This window comes from Rhizobium sp. LjRoot258 (assembly GCF_964254185.1).
In the GTDB taxonomy this organism is placed as follows: domain Bacteria; phylum Pseudomonadota; class Alphaproteobacteria; order Rhizobiales; family Rhizobiaceae; genus Rhizobium.
Genome location: NZ_CAXUST020000001.1, coordinates 2,214,066 through 2,233,377, shown reverse-complemented (window position 1 = coordinate 2,233,377; position 19,312 = coordinate 2,214,066). Strand labels below are relative to the sequence as shown.

Here is a 19,312-nt window from a genome sequence, read left to right as displayed (position 1 = left end):
TTCTCCAGCGTTTCGGAGGGCCGCTTCGGCGCCGGTGTGAGGCGCTCCCGGACATGAAGGTTCGCGGTACCGGTTTGTTTGTATCAGTCGCGTATTGTTGTGTTCGGAGTACAGTACCTTGACGATTTATCGGCGCACTTCGGTGGATGCCGCGCTGTATGTTTTGCGTGACATCGGTCGCGATACGACCAAGACGCAGAGGCAGGTATCCACCGGCCTCAGAGTCGAAAGAGCGTCCGACAACGGCGCCTATTGGGCGATAAGTTCGACGCTGAAAACCGATCAGAAAGCCCAGTCGGCTATCCGCGACGCCCTTGGCCTCGCGGCTGCGACCATGGGCACAGCTTACAATGCCGTCGACAATGCGATCGATCTCGTCAGCGAGATCAAGGCAAAGCTCGTTGCAGCAACCGAGTCCGGCGTCGACAAGGACAAGATCAACACGGACATCGCTCACCTGAAAGATCAACTGCGGTCGGTTGCCCAGTCCGCGGAGTTTAACGGCGACAACTGGGTTGCTATCGATGGTTCCGCAGATCCGTCCAAGCCGAGGCAGATACCGTCTTCCTTCATCCGTTATTCCGATGGCACGGTGAAGGTCGACATGCTCAGCTATGAGGTCGATCTCGCACCGGTTGGTGCGACCACCTCGAAGGATGCACGCTACCTCATTGATGATCGGACGACCGGCTCCGGTGAGTATGGCGCTCTCACCTCTTCGTATTTTGCGACGGAGGCCGGCGCTTCGCAAAACTATGTGATGCTGAAGGGCGCCGGCAGTACGGCAGGGCAGGTCGAAATTGGGGTTTCCAGCAGCACGACCCAGGCGCAGGTGAAGGAGATGATCACCGTCGTCGACATGATGCTGAACCAGATGACGACGGTTGGCGCGGCCTTCGGCGCACTCGAAAAGCGCATTGGCATCCAGAGCGATTTCGCGCAATCGTTGGACGATTCTTACTCCCGCGGCATCAGCCGCCTGATCGATGCCGACATGGAAGAGCAGTCAAGCCGGCTGCGGGCCCTGCAAACCCAGGAGCAGCTTGGCCTGCAGTCGCTGAACATCGCCAACGCCAGCTACGACAAGGTTCGCCAGCTCTTCCAGAACTTCTAACCGGACGTCTTGAAAAAGGCCGTGTCGCCCGTATTCCGACGGGCGACATGGCCACTCAGCCTGTCACTGTGGCTTGCGATCCGCAGTAGCAGTGCATTTTGCTCAATTTCCAGTATCTGAAGCGTCTGCTTCATCTTGTTGCCGCAATCCTTAATACTGGTCGCATCAACACCGAATTGGAGATACCGCTGTCCATGATCAAGAAATTCATACTTTTGTCTGTTGCTGCAACCTACCTTAGTGCTTGCACCACGACCGACCCCTATACGGGCGAGCAGAAGATGTCGAGCACGTCAGGCGGGGCACTGCTGGGTGCCGGCGTTGGCGCGCTTGCCGGCCTGGCTGTCGGCGGCTCGCCGGTTGGACGTCGCAACGCCGCGCTGATTGGTGCCGGCGTCGGCGCGCTCGCGGGCGGTGCGATCGGCAATTACATGGACCAGCAGGAATCCGAACTGCGCGCTCAGCTCCAGGGAACCGGCATCTCGGTCACCCGCCGCGGCGACAACATCATCCTCAACATGCCGTCCAACATCACGTTCGATGTTGATCAGGATGCCGTGAAGGCTGGGTTCTACCCGACGCTGAATTCTGTCGCGATCGTCTTGCGCAAGTTCAACCGCACGCTGATCGACGTAAACGGTCACACCGACTCCACTGGCAGCCTGCAGCACAATCAGGACCTGTCGCAGCGCCGCGCGATGTCGGTTGCCGACTATCTCGGCACCCAGGGCATCGATCCGCGCCGCGTTTCGGCCGTCGGCTTCGGTCCGTCGCAACCGGTCGCCTCCAACGCAACGGAAGCCGGCCGCGCCCAGAACCGCCGCGTCGAAATCCAGATCGCGCCTGTGACCCAGAGCTGATCAACATTGCAGTGATGAAAACGGCCGGGCCAACGCCCGGCCGTTTTCGTTACTGGTGCATCGTCGCGCCCTTGGTGATCTTGTCGACGATCTTCTTCTCCGCCCTGATGGCAATGCCGACAACCTTGGCATCATCAGGAGCATACTCGGCAAAGACAGCTCTGTTGGCTGCGTCGTGGCCGGTTGCGAACATCTCCTCGATGAACAGCGACGAGGATATGCCGCGCTCCAAAGAACGGCGGTGGATCGCCGATAGCGTCTCGCCCTCGGCCGACAAAACGATGATCGGCTGGATGGAAAGCGGATGGTAGAGATTGCCGGCGCGATCCTTGTAGGCCTCGCCGATGATCTCGGGATTCTCTCCGGCAAGGCCGCTCATCAAGAAGGCGGTGACGTTCAGCTTTTGCCAGGATGCAAGATTGTTTCGCAGAACGATCGCAATTTTGGTATCAAACATTTCCAGTCTCTTTCATGCGGGATCGAAAGTCGCGTTGGACCATGATGTAAGCAATCACGCCTTCGAAGGTCTTGAACGTTTGTGCATGGAGCCCGGCACAGACGGGATCCTGACCGCGCCGGCCTTTCCTGGCATCGAACGGATCGAGGCGCAATTTTCAGGCAATGCCTTCGAGCCGCATCGCCACGATACCTATGCTCTAGGGGTCACGATCAAGGGCGTGCAGACTTTTTCCTATCGAGGAAAGCGGCGCTTCAGCATGCCGGGGCAGGTGATCGTCCTCCACCCCGATGAAGAGCATGATGGCGGTGCGGGCACAGATGACGGGCTGCAATATCGTATGCTTTATCTGGAGCCGGCGCTATTGTTCGAATGCCTGGACGCGCAGAAGATCGGGCTGCCGTTCGTCGATGAACCGGTGATCGGCGATCCGATCCTGGCCGGCACGTTGCTCGCCGCTCTTGGCGAACTGGATCGCGAGCTCGATGAGCTTTTCGTCGATGATTTCGTTTCGCGTGTTGCGGGCGGACTTGCGAAGCATGCAAGGACACCACAGCGGCCGCTCGGCAGCGTCGCGTGGGAGCGCACAAGATTGGCGCGGGACTATCTCGAAGCGCATGCGACAGAAGCTGTACGGTCCGGTGAATTGGAGGTTGTCACCGGCCTCGACCGTTTTTCCCTCGCGCGGCATTTCAGGGCCGCCTTTGCAACCAGTCCGCATCGGTATCTTCTGATGCGACGGCTCCAGCAGGCACGCGTCATGATCGGAGCGGGCGAAGGACTTTCAGACGTTGCCGCGGCAACCGGTTTTGCAGATCAGAGCCATCTGACCCGCCATTTCAAGAAGGCCTATGGTATGACGCCGGGCCAATGGGCGAACCTCAGACGGGTTTCTCCGCAATGCCGGACCGACGCGCGATGAAGCGAGCCAGCATCGGACCGGTAAACAGGATCACGAGAAAGCGGCCGGTTTGCATCGCCATCACGAAGGGCACGTCGACATCGCTGGACGCTGCAATGATGGCGACGGAATCTGCGCCCCCTGGGCTGGTCGCCAGATAGGCCGTGAGCGGATCGACGCCGGCGAATTTGTGCAAGGCAAAGGCCATGCAGCCGCAGATCGACATCAGCAACAGGATGGAGGCAGCAACGCGGGGCAGGGCACGAGCGGCGTGCATGACGATGCCGCGGGTAAAGCGCAGGCCGATGTTCCAGCCGATCAGGGCATAGCTGATCGCCAGAAGCCATAGCGGCAGCTCGATCGTCAGCAGTCCAAAGCCCTGTAGCAGCGAGCCGAGAAGCAAAGGCACGGTGATCGTGCCGCCCTGGATGCGAAGGCGCACGGCAACATAAGCTGACAGGCAGGTGAGGGCGATGGTAGCGGCAAGCGCCTGCCAGTCGACTGGCGGGAAGAGGATGAATGCCTCTGGTTTGCCGCCATCGGCGGCAACCCAGAGGCGGGAAACGACCGAGGCGGCCACGGCAACAAAGACCACACGCAGATACTGCATGAAGGCGACGAGGCGGGCGTCGGCGCCGTAGGCCTCGGACATGATGACCATTGCGGAAGCGGCGCCGGGAGACGAGCCCCAAACGGCCGTCGTTCCCGGCAAAACCTGCCAGCGTGTCAGCAGCCAGCCAAGGCCAGCCGCCGCGACGATGACGGAAAGGATCATTGCGAGAAAGAGCGGCGCATCGGTCGCCATCGTCTTCAGGATATCGACCGTGATGGCGCGTGCCATCAGGAAGCCCACGAGCGCCTGCCCGAAGAGCAGCGGCCAGCGCGGCACGCGAAGTGATCCCTGGCCTATGGACAAAGCAAGGATAATCGCCGCCACCATCGGACCGATAAGGAGCGAAGCCGGTAGACCGAGCATTTCGAGCCCGACGACAAGCAGGGTCGAGATGCTGAGCAACAACGCCCATCGCGGCAGGTTGGCGTATCGAAGGAAGCGGCTGGCATCGTACAACGGCATGATCCCATGCATGTCTTGGCAATGCTGAAACTGCCTTCGAGGCGAAGCAGGGGAGCAGCACTGGCGGGCAAAAAGACCGGCCGGAGAAGCCGGAGGACACTGCGCCGATATAGGCGCCAGCCATGGAAAGGGTCAATTGCGAAATCCTATAGGTTTCGCAGTGTTAGAGACTGACGTGCTCCGCCAGGAAGTCGAGCAGGGCCCGCACGCGAGCCGGCAATGGACCGCCTTGGCCGATATAGACGGCGTAGAATTCCTCGACGTCGCCTGGATTGATATCCTCGAGAACCGGCACCAGCCTGCCCGCCTCGATATCGGCGCGAACGGTGAAGTTGGCGAGGCGCGAGAGGCCCGCTCCTGACACGGCCATGTATCGCATCGCTTCACCGTCACCAACCTGCACGCCTGGCGTGATCGGCAGCGTGACGGTTTCGCCGTCATGGCGCAGGGGCCAGCCCTGGACGCTGCGCGCATAAGAAAAACCAATGCGGCGGTGCTGCCTCAGGTCGTCGACGGATTTCGGCTCACCGAAACGCTTCAGATAGGCCGGCGATGCGACGATGACTTTGCGGGTGACGCCGAGCTTGCGGGCGATCAGGCTGGAGCTCTTCAGCGGCCCGGCGCGGATTGCGACATCGGCCCGATCCTCCACGAGATCAACGATGGTGTCGGTATGCGAGATGTCGAGTGTGATGGCGGGATGCAGCGCCAGAAAGTCGGAAACCAGCGGCGCAAGGATGTGATGGCCGAAAGACGCGCTGGTGTTGATGCGAATGGGACCGGCAGCCTGTTCGCCCGCGGACGCATAGCGCTCGGCCTGCGCTATGTCCGCAAGGATGGAAACGCTGCGCTCGTAGAAGGCGGAGCCTTCCGGCGTCAGGTGCAGCTTGCGGGTCGAACGGTTGACGAGGCGGGCGCCGAGGCGTGCCTCAAGCCGCGCGACGAGCTTGCTGACGGCGGATGGTGTCATGCGGCAGGCGCGAGCCGCGGCCGTGAAGCCGCCGAGCTCGACGGCGCGCACGAAGACTTCCATTTCGCCGGAGCGATTGATGTCTTGTCGGCTCATGATGAATTCAATTCATGGATGGTTTTCCTTCTGGCAATCTATATCATCCAAAATTCAGTGTCTATCTCTTCTGAGGACAACAACAGGAGACCGACCATGGAATACAGAAATCTCGGCGCATCCGGCCTCAGGGTGCCGGTCTTGAGTTTCGGCGCAGGAACCTTCGGAGGCTCCGGCCCGCTCTTCGGGGCATGGGGCAATACCGATGCTGCCGAAGCGCGGCGACTGATCGATATCTCGATGGATGCGGGTGTCAATCTCTTCGACACGGCAGATGTCTATTCGGCCGGTGCCTCCGAGGAGGTCCTTGGCCAGGCGATCGCCGGTCGGCGCGATGCGGTGCTGATCTCGACCAAAATTGCCTTGCCGATGGGCGATGGACCCGCGGATTGGGGAACGTCGCGCGCACGGCTGATCCGCTCCACGGATGAGGCGCTGAAGCGGCTGGGAACGGACTATATCGATCTGCTGCAGCTTCATGCGTTCGACGCCTCGGTTCCCATCGAAGAGGTGCTTGCAACGCTGGACGGACTGATCGCGGCGGGCAAAATCCGCTACATCGGTGTCTCTAATTTCTCGGGATGGCAACTGATGAAGTCGCTCGCAATTGCGCAGCGTCAGGGCCATCGGCGCTATGTTGCGCATCAGGTCTACTATTCCCTCGCTGGTCGCGACTATGAATGGGAACTGATGCCGCTCGCTGCCGACCAGGGCGTAGGCGCGCTGGTATGGAGTCCGCTTGCCTGGGGGCGCCTCACCGGCAAGATCCGACGCGGCCAGCCGCTGCCGGAGGGCAGCCGTCTGCACCAGACGGCCGATTACGGGCCTCCGGTCGATGACCAGAAGCTCTACGATATCATCGATGCGCTCCTGGAGATTGCCGAAGAGACCGGCAAGACCGTTCCGCAGATCGCGCTCAATTGGGTGATCGGCCGTCCGACCGTCGCCAGCGTTATCATCGGTGCACGCAACGAGGAGCAGCTTCGGCAGAATCTCGGTGCCGTCGGTTGGTCTTTGTCGAAGGAGCAGGTGGAAAAGCTCGATAAGGCGAGTGCCGTGACCGCGCCCTATCCGTACTTTCCGTACCGCAGGCAGGAAGCGTTTGCGCGGCTCAATCCGCCGTTGGTCTAAGCGGTGCTCGACAGAGAACCGTTCTCGCTAATCCTGCACTAGACAGGCGCCGTCTCTTGTCCCATACCAACCTGCCTCCGGCAGCGAAGGTGAAGGAGATCAAAGAGATGGCGCTCAAAGATGCAAAAAGCGGAACACGGAACGAGGCAGGCATCGCCGCTGCTGTTGGCGTTCTGAAGCAGAGCTTTGGCGAGCGCTTTCAGACCGGCCAAGCCATTCGCGCGCAGCACGCGCACACCACCACCTACATCCCGGCGCAGCTGCCCGACGGCGTGCTTTTTGCCGAGGGCAGTGACGATGTGAGGGCCGCGGTGAAGATCTGCGCCGAACACAAGGTGCCCGTCATTGGCTTTGGCACCGGTTCGTCGCTGGAGGGGCAGGTCAATGCCCCCAATGGCGGCATATCGATCGATTTCAGCCGGATGAACCGGATTCTTGAAGTCAATGCGGAAGATCTCGACTGCACCGTCGAGCCAGGTGTGACCCGTGAGGAGCTCAATACGTATCTTCGCGATACCGGACTGTTTTTTCCCATCGATCCCGGGGCAAATGCCTCGATCGGCGGCATGACCTCGACGCGGGCCTCGGGAACGAATGCCGTGCGCTACGGCACCATGAAGGACAATGTGCTCGCCGTGACGGCGGTGATTGCGAATGGGGAAGAAATCCGCACCGCGCGACGCGCACGCAAGTCGTCCGCCGGCTATGACATGACCCGGCTCTTCGTCGGTGCGGAAGGTACGCTTGGCATATTGACCTCAGTCACGCTGCGGCTGCAGGGTATCCCGCAGAAGATCGGCGGCGGCGTCTGCGCGTTTCCGACCGTTCGGGCTGCCTGCGATGCGGTGATCATGACCATCCAGATGGGTATTCCCGTTGCTCGCATCGAACTTCTCGATGCCCTGCAAATCCGCGCCTGCAATGCCTATTCAAAGCTGAGCTATGAGGAAAGGCCGACACTCTTCCTTGAGTTTCATGGCACGGACGAAACCGTTGCATTGCAATCGGAGCAGTTTGCTGAGATTGCCGCAGAATGCGGCGGTGGCAAATTCTCATGGACGGTCAACGCCGACGAACGCAGCAAGCTCTGGAAGGCACGGCATGATGCCTACTGGGCATCGCGCGCGCTGGCGCCTGAAATGGCCGCGCTCTCGACGGACGTTTGCGTGCCGATTTCCCGTCTCGCCGATTGCATCGGCGAGACGCAGGCCGATATCGAGGAACATGGTCTTCTGGCGATGATCGTCGGGCATGCCGGTGACGGGAACTTCCATGTGCTCCTGTTGTTCGACGATAAGACGCAGGAGGGTATTGGTGTGGCCGAAGCCTTTGTCGGCCGGCTCAACGCCCGCGCTTTGGCGATGGACGGTACCTGCACCGGAGAGCACGGCATTGGCCAAGGCAAGATGGCGTTCCTTGAAGAGGAGCTTGGCGGCACGGTCGACCTTATGCGGCAGGTCAAGAAGGCGCTCGATCCGGATGATATCTTCAATCCGGGCAAGATATTCCACCTTGCCTGAAAACGAACACTCTGTTGGGCTTTGTCTCTCAGGCGAGACCGACTGAGAGGGAAATGACCGGGCGTGAGGCGAATTCATCCCGAAATCAAGTAAATAGAGCACGATGTTGCCGGAAAGCTGCTTCACAGCTTTCGGTATCATGCTCTAGTGTCCGCGATGGATTCCCAAATGGAGAATTGTTGAGTTGGTAGGCCGGTTCCTCGTCTTTTTGGGCGGAGTGATTGTCGTGGCGCTGTTCGTGGCGCTGCTGGCGCCGCTGTTTATCGACTGGACGGACTTTCGAAAGAATTTCGAGGATCAGGCGAGCCGGATCATCGGCAAGAAGGTCATCGTCCACGGTGCGGTGGATGCGCGGCTGCTGCCGTTTCCCTCCGTGACCCTGCATGACGTGCGCGTCGGGCAGGAGCTTGACGGATCGCCGATCGTGCAGGTCGAACAGTTCTCGATGGATGCGGAACTCGCGCCATTCCTCTCGGGCGAGGCGCTGATATTCGACATGCGCGTGGTCAACCCGAAGGTGAAGCTGAGGCTCCTGAAAGACGGCACACTCGACTGGACCCGCGGCAGCCGACCTGAAATTCCAGCCAGGACGGTTGTTCTCGAGAATGTTCACGTCAGTGGCGGCGATGTTCAGTTCATCGACGATCAGTCGGGACGGTCGCGGCACATTACGGGCCTGAATGCCGAAATGTCGGCAAAGTCGCTTGCCGGTCCATGGCGGATCGAGGGCGATGCGGCTCTGGATGGGGCGCATGGCAGCTTCACGATTGCCAGTAATCAGCTGGATGAGAACGGAATCCTGCGGATGCGCACGCGGCTGCAGCCCGATAAGCAGCCGGTGACGGTCGATCTCGACGGGGAATTGAAGCTGGTCGACCGCAAACCGAACTATCAGGGAACGGTGTCGGCTTCGATCGAGAACCGGAATGGCAAGAAGGCCGACAAGGCCGATGTGCCTCCGCGATTGAAAGGGAAGTTCGAACTTACCAACGAGAGCGTTCGGATACCGGAATATCGTTTGGAGGTCGGGGCGACAGACGATCCCTACGTCGTCACCGGGGAGGCGACGCTCGACACCGGAAGCAAGCCGCAATTCCTGCTGATTGCGAACGGCCAGCAGATCGATGTCAATCGCATCGGCAATCAAGGTGCGAACGGCAAGACCACCCGTGATCCCGGCCTTTCAGCCCGGCAGCGCTTGAACGCGCTGATCCAGATTGTTTCGCAAGTGCCGGTGCCGCAGGTGCCGGGTAAGGCGAGCGTTCGATTGCCGGCGATCGTTGCCGGAGACACGACAATCCGCGACATTCAACTCGATGTCGAACCCGCTGGCAAGGGCTGGACGATCGACAATGTGGTCGGCACGCTGCCGGGTCGTACGCAGGTGGAAGGCCAAGGCAAGCTCAATCTGCAGGGGCAGGCATCCTTCGTTGGGCAGATCACAGTGGCATCCAATCAGCCCACTGGCCTTGCGGCCTGGCTTGCAGGCTCCGTGGATCCCGCGATCCGGCAACTGCGGCAGGCGGGTTTTTCCGCAGATGTTAGCCTCACGCACGACCGCCAGACATTCAGCAACCTGGAAATTGCCGTTGGGCAGGCGACGCTCAAGGGCAGGCTGGACCGCCAGGTGGTGGCCAATCAGGCGCCGACGCTGGATGTAGCGCTTGCCGGCGATGCACTCGATCTGGATGCGCTGCGTGCGCTGACAGGATTGTTCACGGGTCAGGATGCCGGCGACAACGTGCTCGATCACAAAATCAAGGCACAGTTCAAGGCCGACAAGTTTACAGCCTTTGGCGTTGAAGCGGCCGATGTCGAGACAAGTTTTGCAATTGCCGATGGCGCTCTCGCGGTCGCGAAGCTTTCCGTCAAGAATCTGGCGGGTGCCGAAGTGACAGCGACCGGCCGCGCCGAAGGATCGCTGCTCGACTACAAGGGCTCTGGGGAAATCACCTTCAAATCGGCCGATCCGGGCCCGTTCTTCACGATGCTGAAGCAGCATTTGCCGCCGCATCCGGTCATGGACCGGCTCGTTCGTAACGCCGCGTGGTACACGAATACCGCACTGCGCGGAGCGTTGACGCTCGGTGGTGACGAGGGCGACGGTCTGACCCTGACGTTGGCCGGGGTGAGCAACGGCAGTCGTGTCAATCTCGACTACCGCATGTCGGATCTTCTGGCGCTGACAGGCAAGGGCACGACGAGCCTTGAGGCGACGCTCGAAAACAGCGTCACCTCCATCCTGTTCGGGCAGGCCGGTCTCGATCCGTTGCCGGTCGAAGCCGATGCCAACGGGCGCTTGACCCTCAAGGTGCAGGCAGAGGGAACCGATCCCGCCGATGCGCAACTGACGTTTGCCACTGATCGTACCTCTTTTACGGCCGGCGGGAAGGTTGATGTTCGCCCGCAAGCCTTCATGAACGGACAGCTTGCAGTGTCCCTGGAAAGTGCGGACCTTGATCCGTATCTTGTCATGAACGGTATCGCCGTGCCGCAGATGGGCACCGGCCTGCCGTTCAAGCTGACGACAAACGCGACCATTGATAGCGACAAGATTGCTTTTGCTGACATCGCCGGCCATGCCGCCGACAATGAGTTCAATGGCGCGCTGACCGTTGACCGCAAAGCGGAGAAGACGACGGCAACGGGTGAATTGGCGCTGTCGAAGGCCGATGCAGCGTGGCTGGGAGAAGCCATCTACGGGCCAATGACGGATGCGGCGACCGGCGATCTGTCGGCCGGCGCGCTGGGCTTGCCAGTTTTCACGGACATGGACGTCACCCTCAAGCTTTCCGCCAAGCAATTCTGGCCCGGTTGGTCGGGTGCTATTTCGGATTTCACCTCGGATGTGGCCTACAAGGGCGACGAACTGCAGCTGAACGATATCAAGGGCGGCTGGGGTGGTGGCAGCCTCAACGGCAGCCTGCTCTTTACCAACGCCGATGGGACAGGCTTCTTCCAGACCAGGTTGGCGGTGACGGATGCCGATTTGGCTGGTGTCGTGTGGTCACGCGACGGAGCGCCCGTCGCAAATGGCAAGTTCGGGCTGTCACTCTCCACGGAAGCCTCCGGCAAGTCGATGAAGGACATCGTCGGTTCGCTGAACGGCTCCGGCGAGCTTCGGCTTGGGGATACCAGTGTTCGCGGTCTCAATCTCGGCATGCTGGCGCCGTTGCTGGCTGCGACCGATCCGATGCAGGACCAGTTGAACGCCGGCAAGGTTCATCCGATCGTTGAGACATTGCTCAACAACGGCGAGGCGAAACTGCCGCCGGCGGCTATTCCATTCAACGTGACGGATGGGGTTCTGCGCTTTCAGAACGTCACCGTGACGACCGATCAGGCGACGGTTGTTGGCAACGGCCAGATTGATCTGCCGCAGGAGCGCATCAACGCGTCGCTCAACATTGCGCTCAATCCGAGCGGCGAGGTGCTTGCGGGCGCGGAGCCCGCCGTACGCCTCGACTTTTCGGGACTGCTCGCGTCACCTGGACGAACCATGGATGTCACCGATATCACCGGCTATTTGTCGCTGCGTGCCTTCGAGCGTGAACGCCGGCGTGTCGAGCGTTTGCAGTCAAACGTTCTGGAAAAGCAGCGGTTGCGCCGCGAAGTCGCTCTCTACAAGTTCAATGACGCAGAGCGCCAAAAGGCTGCAGCCTTCGAGGCAGAACGACGGGCCGAAGAGCAGCGTCTGAGAGCTTTGGCCGCACAAGCCGAGCGCGAGAGGCAGGCGGCCGAAGCGAAAGCAAAGGCCGAAGCAGAGGCAAAAACCAAAGCCGATGCCGAAGCACGCGCGAAGGCGGCGGAAGAGAAGGCTGCCGCGGATGCTGCGCGACGTGCTCAAGAGCAGCTTGCCGTTCCCCCCGAGAACTCTCTCAATTTCAAGACGATACCCGGGTTGCCCGGTGTGCAGATGCCGCAGTAGCGGCTTATGCGAATTTTCTGGCACAGACCGAGTCCACATGGTTCGACTACAGGGAGCTTGCACACCTTTGCGCTGGCATGGACTATCTCTTCGGCAAAGACGGCGTTCTTGCAAGGAATGTCGTGTCGAAAGGCCTTGGCGAGCGAAGCTTCCCCGACGATCCGAACAATCCGTACATTCGGGTACCGGGCCTGCCGAAACCAGGGAAATGACCTAGCCCGCGCCCTTGGATTTCAGCCAGTGAAGGACATGAAGGCGCAGCGCTGAGGAGAGGTTGCTCTCCGGCTGCCGTTGATCGTCAATATCGGAGATCAGGGCTGCGAGCGGGACGGCGCGAGCCTTGGCAATCGCGTTCAGCTCGGTCCAGAATTCGTCTTCCAGGGAAAAGCTGGTGCGGTGGCCGTGCAGAGTAGCGGAGTGCTTGCGGATCATCGCAAGGCTTCAGAATTCGATCCAACGTGCTGACGAAATGATTCCAGAAAACCAGCCAACTGACTGATGTGAGAATCTTTTTCGCTTCTCGGGACGCTCATATGTCGTCTTCGGATTTCTCGATCCGGCCTTGCTGATGAGAGCGTTCGGCCTTCTCATTGAGGGCCTTCGTGAGCTGCTTTTCGGCCTTGGTGCGGCCGAAAGAAATGCGGTTTTGCTCCGCCAGTTTCTCTTTCTCGGCGCGGGTCTGTTTCTTTTTGAACTGACGGAGATTGACGACTTCGGCGGTCACGGCTGGCCTCGATCGGAATTGAAAAAGGGAAGCAATTGCTTCCCTTCGTTTTACTGTTTCTTTCGGAAGGCGTCGAGCGAGACGACCGAACCGGGCTTCTTTTCCTCGCCATCCGCCTTGCTGGCGGGCGTTTCCTCGGCCTTCTCGGGCGAGACCGGATAAGCAGTGATTTCAGCGTCCGGAAGCTCGTCTGCGTCAGCGAGAGGTACGTCGAATTCCAGCTCGAAGTTGACGGAGGGATCGTAGAAGCCACGGATAGCGTTGAACGGAATGAACAGCTTCTCCGGAACGTCCGAAAAGGAAAGGCCAATCTCGAAGGTGGTCTCAGTGATCTTCAATTCCCAGAACTGGTGCTGAATGACGATTGTCATTTGTTCCGGATATTTCGACTTCAGGTGTTGCGAAATGCGAACACCCGGCGCGCCCGTGAGAAAGGTAATGAAGAAATGATGCTCGCCCGGCAGGCGGCCCGTCGCGGCAACTTCAGACAAAACCTTGCGGATGACGCCACGCAGTGCGTCCTGTGCCAGAATGTCGTAACGGATGTGATCCTGCCCCATGCTTTCCTGTCTTTCTTTAGGTTCGGACTCGTTTCCCAGGGCTGTATGGCATGCCAAGACGCCCTCGAAAAGGCCTGAGCCGATTCATGCTTGATCAAACCATACATGATTTGCGCACAAGGGAGAAGGTGAAGGCTTCTGTTGCCAGGTGCCTTCGGACCCCGCCTAGAGGTGCGAACCACTAGGGCTTTATTTGAAGTGTCACACCGCGATTAAGCAGCGAGACGAGCTTCCGCATAGTTGTCGTTTGCAACTACAATTTTAGCCCGATAACGGCGGTACAATGCCGAGCAAAAAGACGATCTTTACACCCTTGTCGATCCTGTTTCGCCCCCATCAAAAGCCGGCCATCTCATTGCAAGGCCGCCGGTTTTTGGTGGAGGCGCCGGGTACCGCCCCCGGGTCCAATAGGTTTATTACACCGCTCATTTATCGCCATAGCCGATCCGAAGACCGGCATGGCTGATATAGTGTTTTCCGTTTCGTATGGGAAGAGGCGTCGTCACAAAACCGTGTCGTAGCGGAGCAGGAAAGAGAAAAGGTTGCTGGCCGCTCTAAGAGATGGCTTTCGGATCGTTGAAGATACCACGCTTCTTGAGCAGACTGACCATTCCGGTCGCGGCTCCCACGACGGCAATAAACAAGCCAAGAAGAGAGATGTAGGGGAGAGGCAGCGCATTGGCTGCACCTGCAACCCGGTAAATCTCGATCAGAAGAACAGCCAGCAGCGCGGCAGAGACAGTCGAATAGTCCTTCGCGATTACTCGCTTCACATTGAAGACCATCCCATGGGTTGCCTGCGCAAAGTTGCTGAAATGAAGCATCCAGCGAGGGACGTCCGCGCAGTAGGCCCGATATGCATCTCCAAACTTGTCTTCGAGGAACGCTTCCTCAGCATAGACGATGCATTGGTAGATGAACATGAAGAGAGCTATGCCGACGATCACGACGACAGGATTTCCGTGCAGCAGGAAGACCCCTGCGTAGACCAGCATGTTTCCGACATAGAGTGGATTGCGGCAAACACCGAACATGCCTTCCGTCACGAGGTCGCTGGCGTAGACGCGCTTCTTCAAACCGCCCCGCTGGATATAGGCGTAGCCGATCACCGTTGCCCGCAGGGCCAGGCCGCAAAACACGACCAGAAGCGCGATCACGTCTTTGACACGCTCGGCCGTAACGCTTCCGCCAATTTCCGCCGGTGGCGGCGACATCAGAAACAGGGCGACAATTATGAGCGGAAACGCCTGGTTACGGTACTTGAAGAAGAAGTTCCCGATGTGGATCATGGTTGCTTTCATGTTGGCGCCCAGCCTCACTTGACGGCTATGATGCCGCAGAAATTATACCAGCGGAAAAAGACCTCGACGCTGCGAAAGCCGACTTCCTTCAGAAGCTGCATGTTCTCTTCCAGACGATAGGGGATGAGCACGTTTTCGAGTGCTTCGCGCTTCTGCGATATCTCGATTTCGGAGTAGCCGTTTCGTCGCTTGAAGTCGTAATAGTGCTGGATGAACAGGCGGTTGAAGGCGGTATTCTCGCTGGTCAACTTCTCGACAAGCAGCAGGCAACCCTGATCGTTCAGGCCGGAGAAGATCATCCTCATCACGCGCTCGCGAAAGAGCGGGCGAATGAACTGCAGCGTCAGCAGCATGGTTACGACGCTGGCGTTCTCCATATAGAGACCCTGGTGAAGATCGACGACTTTCAGGTCCATCGGTCGCTGGGTGTCTGCTTGCTGGATTTTTTGTGCCGCTTTTTCCAGCATGTCAGGGGCATTGTCGACGCCGATGAAATTGACGGTCGGATCGATCACTCGGTCGAGGGTGAGCAACGTGGTCGCCGTCGAACAGCCGATGTCGTAGAGATTGGTCTTCGGTTTGGCGTAGTCCTGCGCCAGCTCGCAGACCATCCGCTGCATTTCTTCGTAATACGGCACGGATCGGCTGACCATGTCGTCGAAAACATCGGCGACCTTCGCATTGAATGTGAAGTCGCCGATGGGCTGATCCTGCTGGGCGAATACTTCGTCGCGCCGCTCTGCTCGTAGCTGCAATCGTACTGGGCTGTCGGCCATCATTTCCCCCGAAACTTGCGGCTGGCCCCAAGAGTGGTCGGCGACATTGCCGCCGGCATCCCGATGATGCTGATTCCCCGTGGAGCGCCCCCGCGCCGAGCACAAGGAGACATGTGAAGCTGACAATAACCTGAAAGTGCTCCGCGTCGCGGGTTGCATTCTGACAGGCAGGGGCGGAGATTTGCCGGGATAAAGACAGCGCGGCGATTGGTTTCGATGGTCAAAGCGCCTAAATAGGTAAGGAACGGAATCGGCGGCGGACGATGAAGCAGTATCTCGATCTCTTGAAGCATGTGATGGAACACGGAACAGATCGCGGGGACCGCACGGGCACGGGCACACGTTCCGTATTCGGCTATCAGATGCGGTTCGACCTGCAGGAAGGCTTTCCGGTTCTGACGACAAAAAAGCTGCACCTGCGTTCCATCATCCACGAACTTCTCTGGTTCCTGCGCGGCGACACCAATATCGGCTACCTCAAGGATAATGGCGTATCGATCTGGGACGAATGGGCCGACGAGAACGGCGAGCTCGGACCGGTCTACGGCGCTCAGTGGCGCTCCTGGCCGGCTCCCGATGGCGGCCATATCGACCAGATCGCCAATCTCGTTGCTGGCATCGTCAAGAATCCGAATTCGCGCCGGCATATCGTTTCGGCGTGGAATCCAGCTGAGGTGGATGAGATGGCGTTGCCGCCGTGCCATTGCCTGTTCCAGTTCTACGTCGCCGACGGAAAGCTCTCCTGCCAGCTCTATCAGCGCTCTGCCGACATCTTCCTCGGTGTGCCCTTCAACATTGCCTCGTATGCACTGCTGACGATGATGGTGGCGCAGGTGACGGGGCTGAAGCTCGGCGATTTCGTCCACACGCTCGGCGATGCGCACCTCTATCACAACCACTTCGAGCAGGCGAAACTGCAGCTCACTCGCACGCCCAAGCCGTTGCCGTTCATGCGGATCAACGCCGAAGTGAAAGATATCTTCGGCTTCAATTTCGATGATTTCGAGCTGATCGGCTATGAGGCCGATGCCAGCATCAAGGCGCCGATCGCGGTCTGATCAGGGACATCTATGTCGGGAATTCGCAAGACCATCGTGGTTGCAATCTCCAAGAACGGCATCATCGGGCGGGACGGGGACATGCCCTGGCGGCTATCCACCGATCTCAAACGATTCAAGGCGCTGACGCTGGGCAAGCCTGTCATTATGGGTCGCAAGACGTATGACTCGATCGGCAAACCGTTGCCCGGACGCGCGAATGTTGTCATCTCGCGACAGGCGACAGCGATCGACCATCGGGACGTGCGCATGGCCGGTTCGCTGAACGAAGCCGTCAATCGTGCCGAGGAAATTGCCGCGCAGAGTGGCGAGGGCGAAATCTGCATCATCGGTGGTGGCCAAATATACGCGCAGGCCATCAATCTAGCCGATCGACTGTGTGTGACGCACATCGAAACCTTCGTTGAAGGCGACACCTCATTTCCCGCGATTGACCCGACGCTCTGGAAGGTGACGGAGACGATCGATGTGCCAGCAGGCGACAAGGATAACTATCCTACGAGATTCGTCGTCTATGACAGGCGTTAAGCGCTGAAAACCAACTATTTTCCAATAAATATCGCCAAGTTCCTCATGCTGCGTTGAAAGCCGCTGCGGCGATACCTATAACGGTCACGATTGCCAATATCCGCCGCCCCCGCGGGTTCGGCGATCGAGAGTTTAACGAATAACGAGGTTTTGATGCCCTGGAGCAATCAGAATGGCGGCGGCGGTCCTTGGGGCGGCGGCGGTAACAATCAGGGACCATGGGGGCAAGGACCCAATCGCCCGCGCGGGGGCGGCAAGGGCGGGCCGCCCGATCTCGAGGATATCATCCGGCGCGGACAGGATCAGCTGCGCAACATTGTGCCCGGTGGGTTCAACGGCGGCGTGCTCGTCATTGTCGCTGCGATTTTGGTGGTGTTCTGGCTCTTCCAGTGCATCTACATCGTCCAGCCGGATGAGCGTGGCGTCGAATTGCGTTTCGGTAATCCGAAGGAAGAGATTTCCACACCTGGCCTGCATTTCCACCTATGGCCGATGGAAACCGTCGAAATCGTCAAGGTGACGATGCAGCAGCAGAACATTGGCGCCGCATCGACGTCCTCCTCTTCGCCGAGCGGCCTGATGCTTTCCGGCGACCAGAACATCCTGAACGTTCAATTCTCCGTCTTCTTCACGGTCAGCGATCCGAAGGCCTATCTTTTCAACGTCGAGAATCCGGCCGAAACCCTGCAACAGGTCGCCGAAAGCGCCATGCGAGAAGTCGTCGGTCGCCGTCCTGCCCAGGACGCATTCCGGGACAATCGTCAACCGATCGAGACCGAAGTCGCCAATATCGTCCAGGGAACTATGGACCGTTACAGGGCTGGTATCTCCATCGGCGCCGTGACGATCCAGGACGTGGCGCCGCCGCGTGAAGTTGCCGATGCCTTCGAAGAAGTGCAGCGTGCCGACCAGGACAAGCAGCGACTGGTCGAAGAGGCCAATCAGTACGCCAACCAGAAGCTCGGTCAGGCGCGCGGTGACGCCGCCCAGATCCGTGAAGCCGCGGCAGCCTACAAGAACCGCGTCGTCAAGGAAGCTGAAGGTGAGGCGCAGCGCTTCGCGTCGATCAACGAACAATACGCGAAGGCGCCTGATGTCACCCGGACGCGCCTCTTCCTCGAAACGATGGAGCAAGTCCTGAAGAATTCCAAGAAGGTCGTGATCGACGAGAAGCAGGGGGTTGTGCCTTATCTTCCGCTGAACGAGATCGGCAAACCGGCACAGCAGGGAGGTTGAGCCATGACATCGAACAGGCTTCCTCTCATTCTCGGCATCCTCGCCGTCGTCTTGGTTGCGCTCTACTCTTCGGTCTTCGTGGTGAACGCGCGTGAGCAGGCAATCGTTGTCCGCTTCGGCCAGATCCAGTCGGTAAAGACCGAGCCGGGTATTTACTTCAAGCTGCCGTTTGCGTTCATGGATGCCGACCGCGTCCAGATCGTCGAAAGACAGGCACTCCGCTTCGACCTCGACAACATTCGCGTCCAGGTTCGCGGTGGCGCGACCTTCGATGTCGATGCCTTCGTAGTCTATGACATCAGAGACGTGCGCAAGTTCCGCGAAACCGTCTCGGGCGATCGCGAGGCAGCGGAAGCGCGCCTTCGTACCCAGCTCGATTCTTCGCTACGCCGTGTCTACGGTCTGCGCGACTTCGATGCTGCGCTGTCGGAAGAGCGTGTGGCAATGATGCTTGAGGTTCGCGACGATCTGCATCGCGATGCCGAAGACCTCGGCCTCAACATTCAGGACGTGCGCATCCGTCGTACGGATCTGACGCGTGAAGTTGCGCCGAAGACCTATGACCGCATGCGCGCCGAGCGTCTTGCCGAAGCTGAACTCCTGCGCGCGCAGGGTACGGAAGAGGGCCAGCGCCGCCGGGCGATCGCAGACAGGCAGGTGGTCGAGATCACTGCCGATGCGCAGCGTGATTCCGAAATCCTGCGCGGCCAAGGCGATGCCGAGCGGAACCGGTTGTTTGCGGATGCCTTCAGCAAGGATCCCGCTTTCTTCGAGTTCTATCGCTCGATGGCAGCCTATTCCACGGCTCTGACTTCTCAGGACACGACGCTGGTGATCTCGCCAAACTCGCAGTTCTTCCGTTTCTTCAACGACGCAAGCGGCGCGCCACGAAACGCGTCGCCGGCAATGCCGACGGCGCCGGCGAACTGATCGACGCATCGGGACCTGCAAAAACACGAAGGGCCGGCAGCTTTGCCGGCCCTTTTTGCGTTGCGACATGATGGTGGCGAGCGCGGCGGATAGATTGCGCGGGATTTCGCGAAAAGGTGATTTCACCCTCCATCATTCCGCCTTATG

Annotated in this window: 18 protein-coding genes and 1 other RNA gene; 10 read left to right on the top strand and 9 right to left on the bottom strand. The window is 59.4% G+C overall.

Annotated features, from left to right (window positions below):
* Positions 1-118 precede the first annotated feature (118 nt).
* Together ACSQ9D_RS11110 and ACSQ9D_RS11105 are read left to right on the top strand one after the other, a co-directional pair.
* A complete protein-coding gene (locus ACSQ9D_RS11110; protein ID WP_436282286.1) occupies positions 119-1,114 on the top strand; it encodes a flagellin in 996 nt (331 codons plus the stop codon).
* 194 nt (positions 1,115-1,308) lie between these two features.
* Positions 1,309-1,974, top strand: a complete 666-nt coding sequence (locus ACSQ9D_RS11105; protein ID WP_436282285.1) for an OmpA family protein — start codon at positions 1,309-1,311, stop codon at positions 1,972-1,974.
* 49 nt (positions 1,975-2,023) lie between these two features.
* Here ACSQ9D_RS11105 and ACSQ9D_RS11100 read toward each other — a convergent pair whose 3' ends face one another.
* Positions 2,024-2,431 carry a DUF2000 family protein gene (locus ACSQ9D_RS11100; protein WP_436282284.1) on the bottom strand — a complete coding sequence of 136 codons (408 nt, stop codon included), beginning with the start codon at positions 2,429-2,431 and terminating at the stop codon, positions 2,024-2,026.
* 85 nt (positions 2,432-2,516) lie between these two features.
* Here ACSQ9D_RS11100 and ACSQ9D_RS11095 point away from each other — a divergent pair, with 85 nt between their 5' ends.
* Positions 2,517-3,353 carry an AraC family transcriptional regulator gene (locus tag ACSQ9D_RS11095; RefSeq protein ID WP_436282283.1) on the top strand — a complete coding sequence of 279 codons (837 nt, stop codon included), beginning with the start codon at positions 2,517-2,519 and terminating at the stop codon, positions 3,351-3,353.
* Here ACSQ9D_RS11095 and ACSQ9D_RS11090 read toward each other — a convergent pair.
* Entirely contained in the window at positions 3,313-4,407 is a 1,095-nt protein-coding gene (locus ACSQ9D_RS11090; RefSeq protein ID WP_436282282.1) for an AbrB family transcriptional regulator, read from the bottom strand. The two genes, ACSQ9D_RS11095 and ACSQ9D_RS11090, sit on opposite strands and share 41 nt — an antisense overlap.
* 163 nt (positions 4,408-4,570) lie before the next feature.
* Complete coding sequence (locus ACSQ9D_RS11085; RefSeq protein WP_436282281.1) at positions 4,571-5,473, bottom strand: LysR family transcriptional regulator; 903 nt, start codon at positions 5,471-5,473, stop codon at positions 4,571-4,573.
* Between the two features lie 96 nt (positions 5,474-5,569).
* Between ACSQ9D_RS11085 and ACSQ9D_RS11080 the strand changes: the two genes are divergently transcribed.
* From ACSQ9D_RS11080 to ACSQ9D_RS11070, 3 genes are all read left to right on the top strand, one after another.
* Positions 5,570-6,604: an aldo/keto reductase gene (locus ACSQ9D_RS11080; protein WP_436282280.1), complete on the top strand. Its 1,035-nt coding sequence runs from the start codon at positions 5,570-5,572 to the stop codon at positions 6,602-6,604.
* Between the two features lie 107 nt (positions 6,605-6,711).
* Positions 6,712-8,124: an FAD-binding oxidoreductase gene (locus ACSQ9D_RS11075; protein ID WP_436282279.1), complete on the top strand. Its 1,413-nt coding sequence runs from the start codon at positions 6,712-6,714 to the stop codon at positions 8,122-8,124.
* 184 nt (positions 8,125-8,308) lie between these two features.
* The gene (locus tag ACSQ9D_RS11070) at positions 8,309-12,052 is read left to right on the top strand and encodes an AsmA family protein (RefSeq protein ID WP_436282278.1); all 3,744 of its coding nucleotides are present in this window, start codon (positions 8,309-8,311) and stop codon (positions 12,050-12,052) included.
* Positions 12,053-12,265: 213 nt separating this feature from the next.
* On the opposite strand, the gene ACSQ9D_RS11065 is transcribed toward ACSQ9D_RS11070, so the two are convergent.
* The 6 genes from ACSQ9D_RS11065 to cmoA form a co-directional block, all read right to left on the bottom strand.
* Positions 12,266-12,484, bottom strand: coding sequence for a ribbon-helix-helix domain-containing protein (locus ACSQ9D_RS11065; protein WP_037120000.1), 219 nt, complete (start codon positions 12,482-12,484; stop codon positions 12,266-12,268).
* Positions 12,485-12,581: 97 nt separating this feature from the next.
* On the bottom strand, positions 12,582-12,776 hold the full coding sequence (locus tag ACSQ9D_RS11060) for a DUF4169 family protein (RefSeq protein WP_436282277.1): 195 nt from the start codon (positions 12,774-12,776) through the stop codon (positions 12,582-12,584).
* Positions 12,777-12,826: 50 nt separating this feature from the next.
* Positions 12,827-13,336, bottom strand: coding sequence for an SspB family protein (locus ACSQ9D_RS11055; RefSeq protein WP_436282276.1), 510 nt, complete (start codon positions 13,334-13,336; stop codon positions 12,827-12,829).
* A gap of 127 nt (positions 13,337-13,463) precedes the next feature.
* Positions 13,464-13,833: a transfer-messenger RNA gene (ssrA, locus tag ACSQ9D_RS11050) on the bottom strand.
* Between the two features lie 57 nt (positions 13,834-13,890).
* The gene (locus tag ACSQ9D_RS11045; protein ID WP_436282275.1) at positions 13,891-14,637 is read right to left on the bottom strand and encodes a methyltransferase family protein; all 747 of its coding nucleotides are present in this window, start codon (positions 14,635-14,637) and stop codon (positions 13,891-13,893) included.
* Between the two features lie 14 nt (positions 14,638-14,651).
* Entirely contained in the window at positions 14,652-15,413 is a 762-nt protein-coding gene (gene cmoA / locus ACSQ9D_RS11040; protein WP_436282274.1) for a carboxy-S-adenosyl-L-methionine synthase CmoA, read from the bottom strand.
* Positions 15,414-15,676: 263 nt separating this feature from the next.
* Here cmoA and ACSQ9D_RS11035 point away from each other — a divergent pair, with 263 nt between their 5' ends.
* The 4 genes from ACSQ9D_RS11035 (at position 15,677) to hflC (ending at position 19,165) form a co-directional block, all read left to right on the top strand.
* A complete protein-coding gene (locus ACSQ9D_RS11035) occupies positions 15,677-16,471 on the top strand; it encodes a thymidylate synthase (RefSeq protein WP_436282273.1) in 795 nt (264 codons plus the stop codon).
* 12 nt (positions 16,472-16,483) lie between these two features.
* Entirely contained in the window at positions 16,484-16,999 is a 516-nt protein-coding gene (locus tag ACSQ9D_RS11030; RefSeq protein WP_037120011.1) for a dihydrofolate reductase, read from the top strand.
* A 153-nt stretch (positions 17,000-17,152) separates the two neighbouring features.
* Complete coding sequence (gene hflK, locus ACSQ9D_RS11025; RefSeq protein WP_436282272.1) at positions 17,153-18,235, top strand: FtsH protease activity modulator HflK; 1,083 nt, start codon at positions 17,153-17,155, stop codon at positions 18,233-18,235.
* A gap of 3 nt (positions 18,236-18,238) precedes the next feature.
* Positions 18,239-19,165, top strand: coding sequence for a protease modulator HflC (gene hflC, locus ACSQ9D_RS11020; protein ID WP_436282271.1), 927 nt, complete (start codon positions 18,239-18,241; stop codon positions 19,163-19,165).
* The last annotated feature ends 147 nt before the right edge of the window (positions 19,166-19,312 follow it).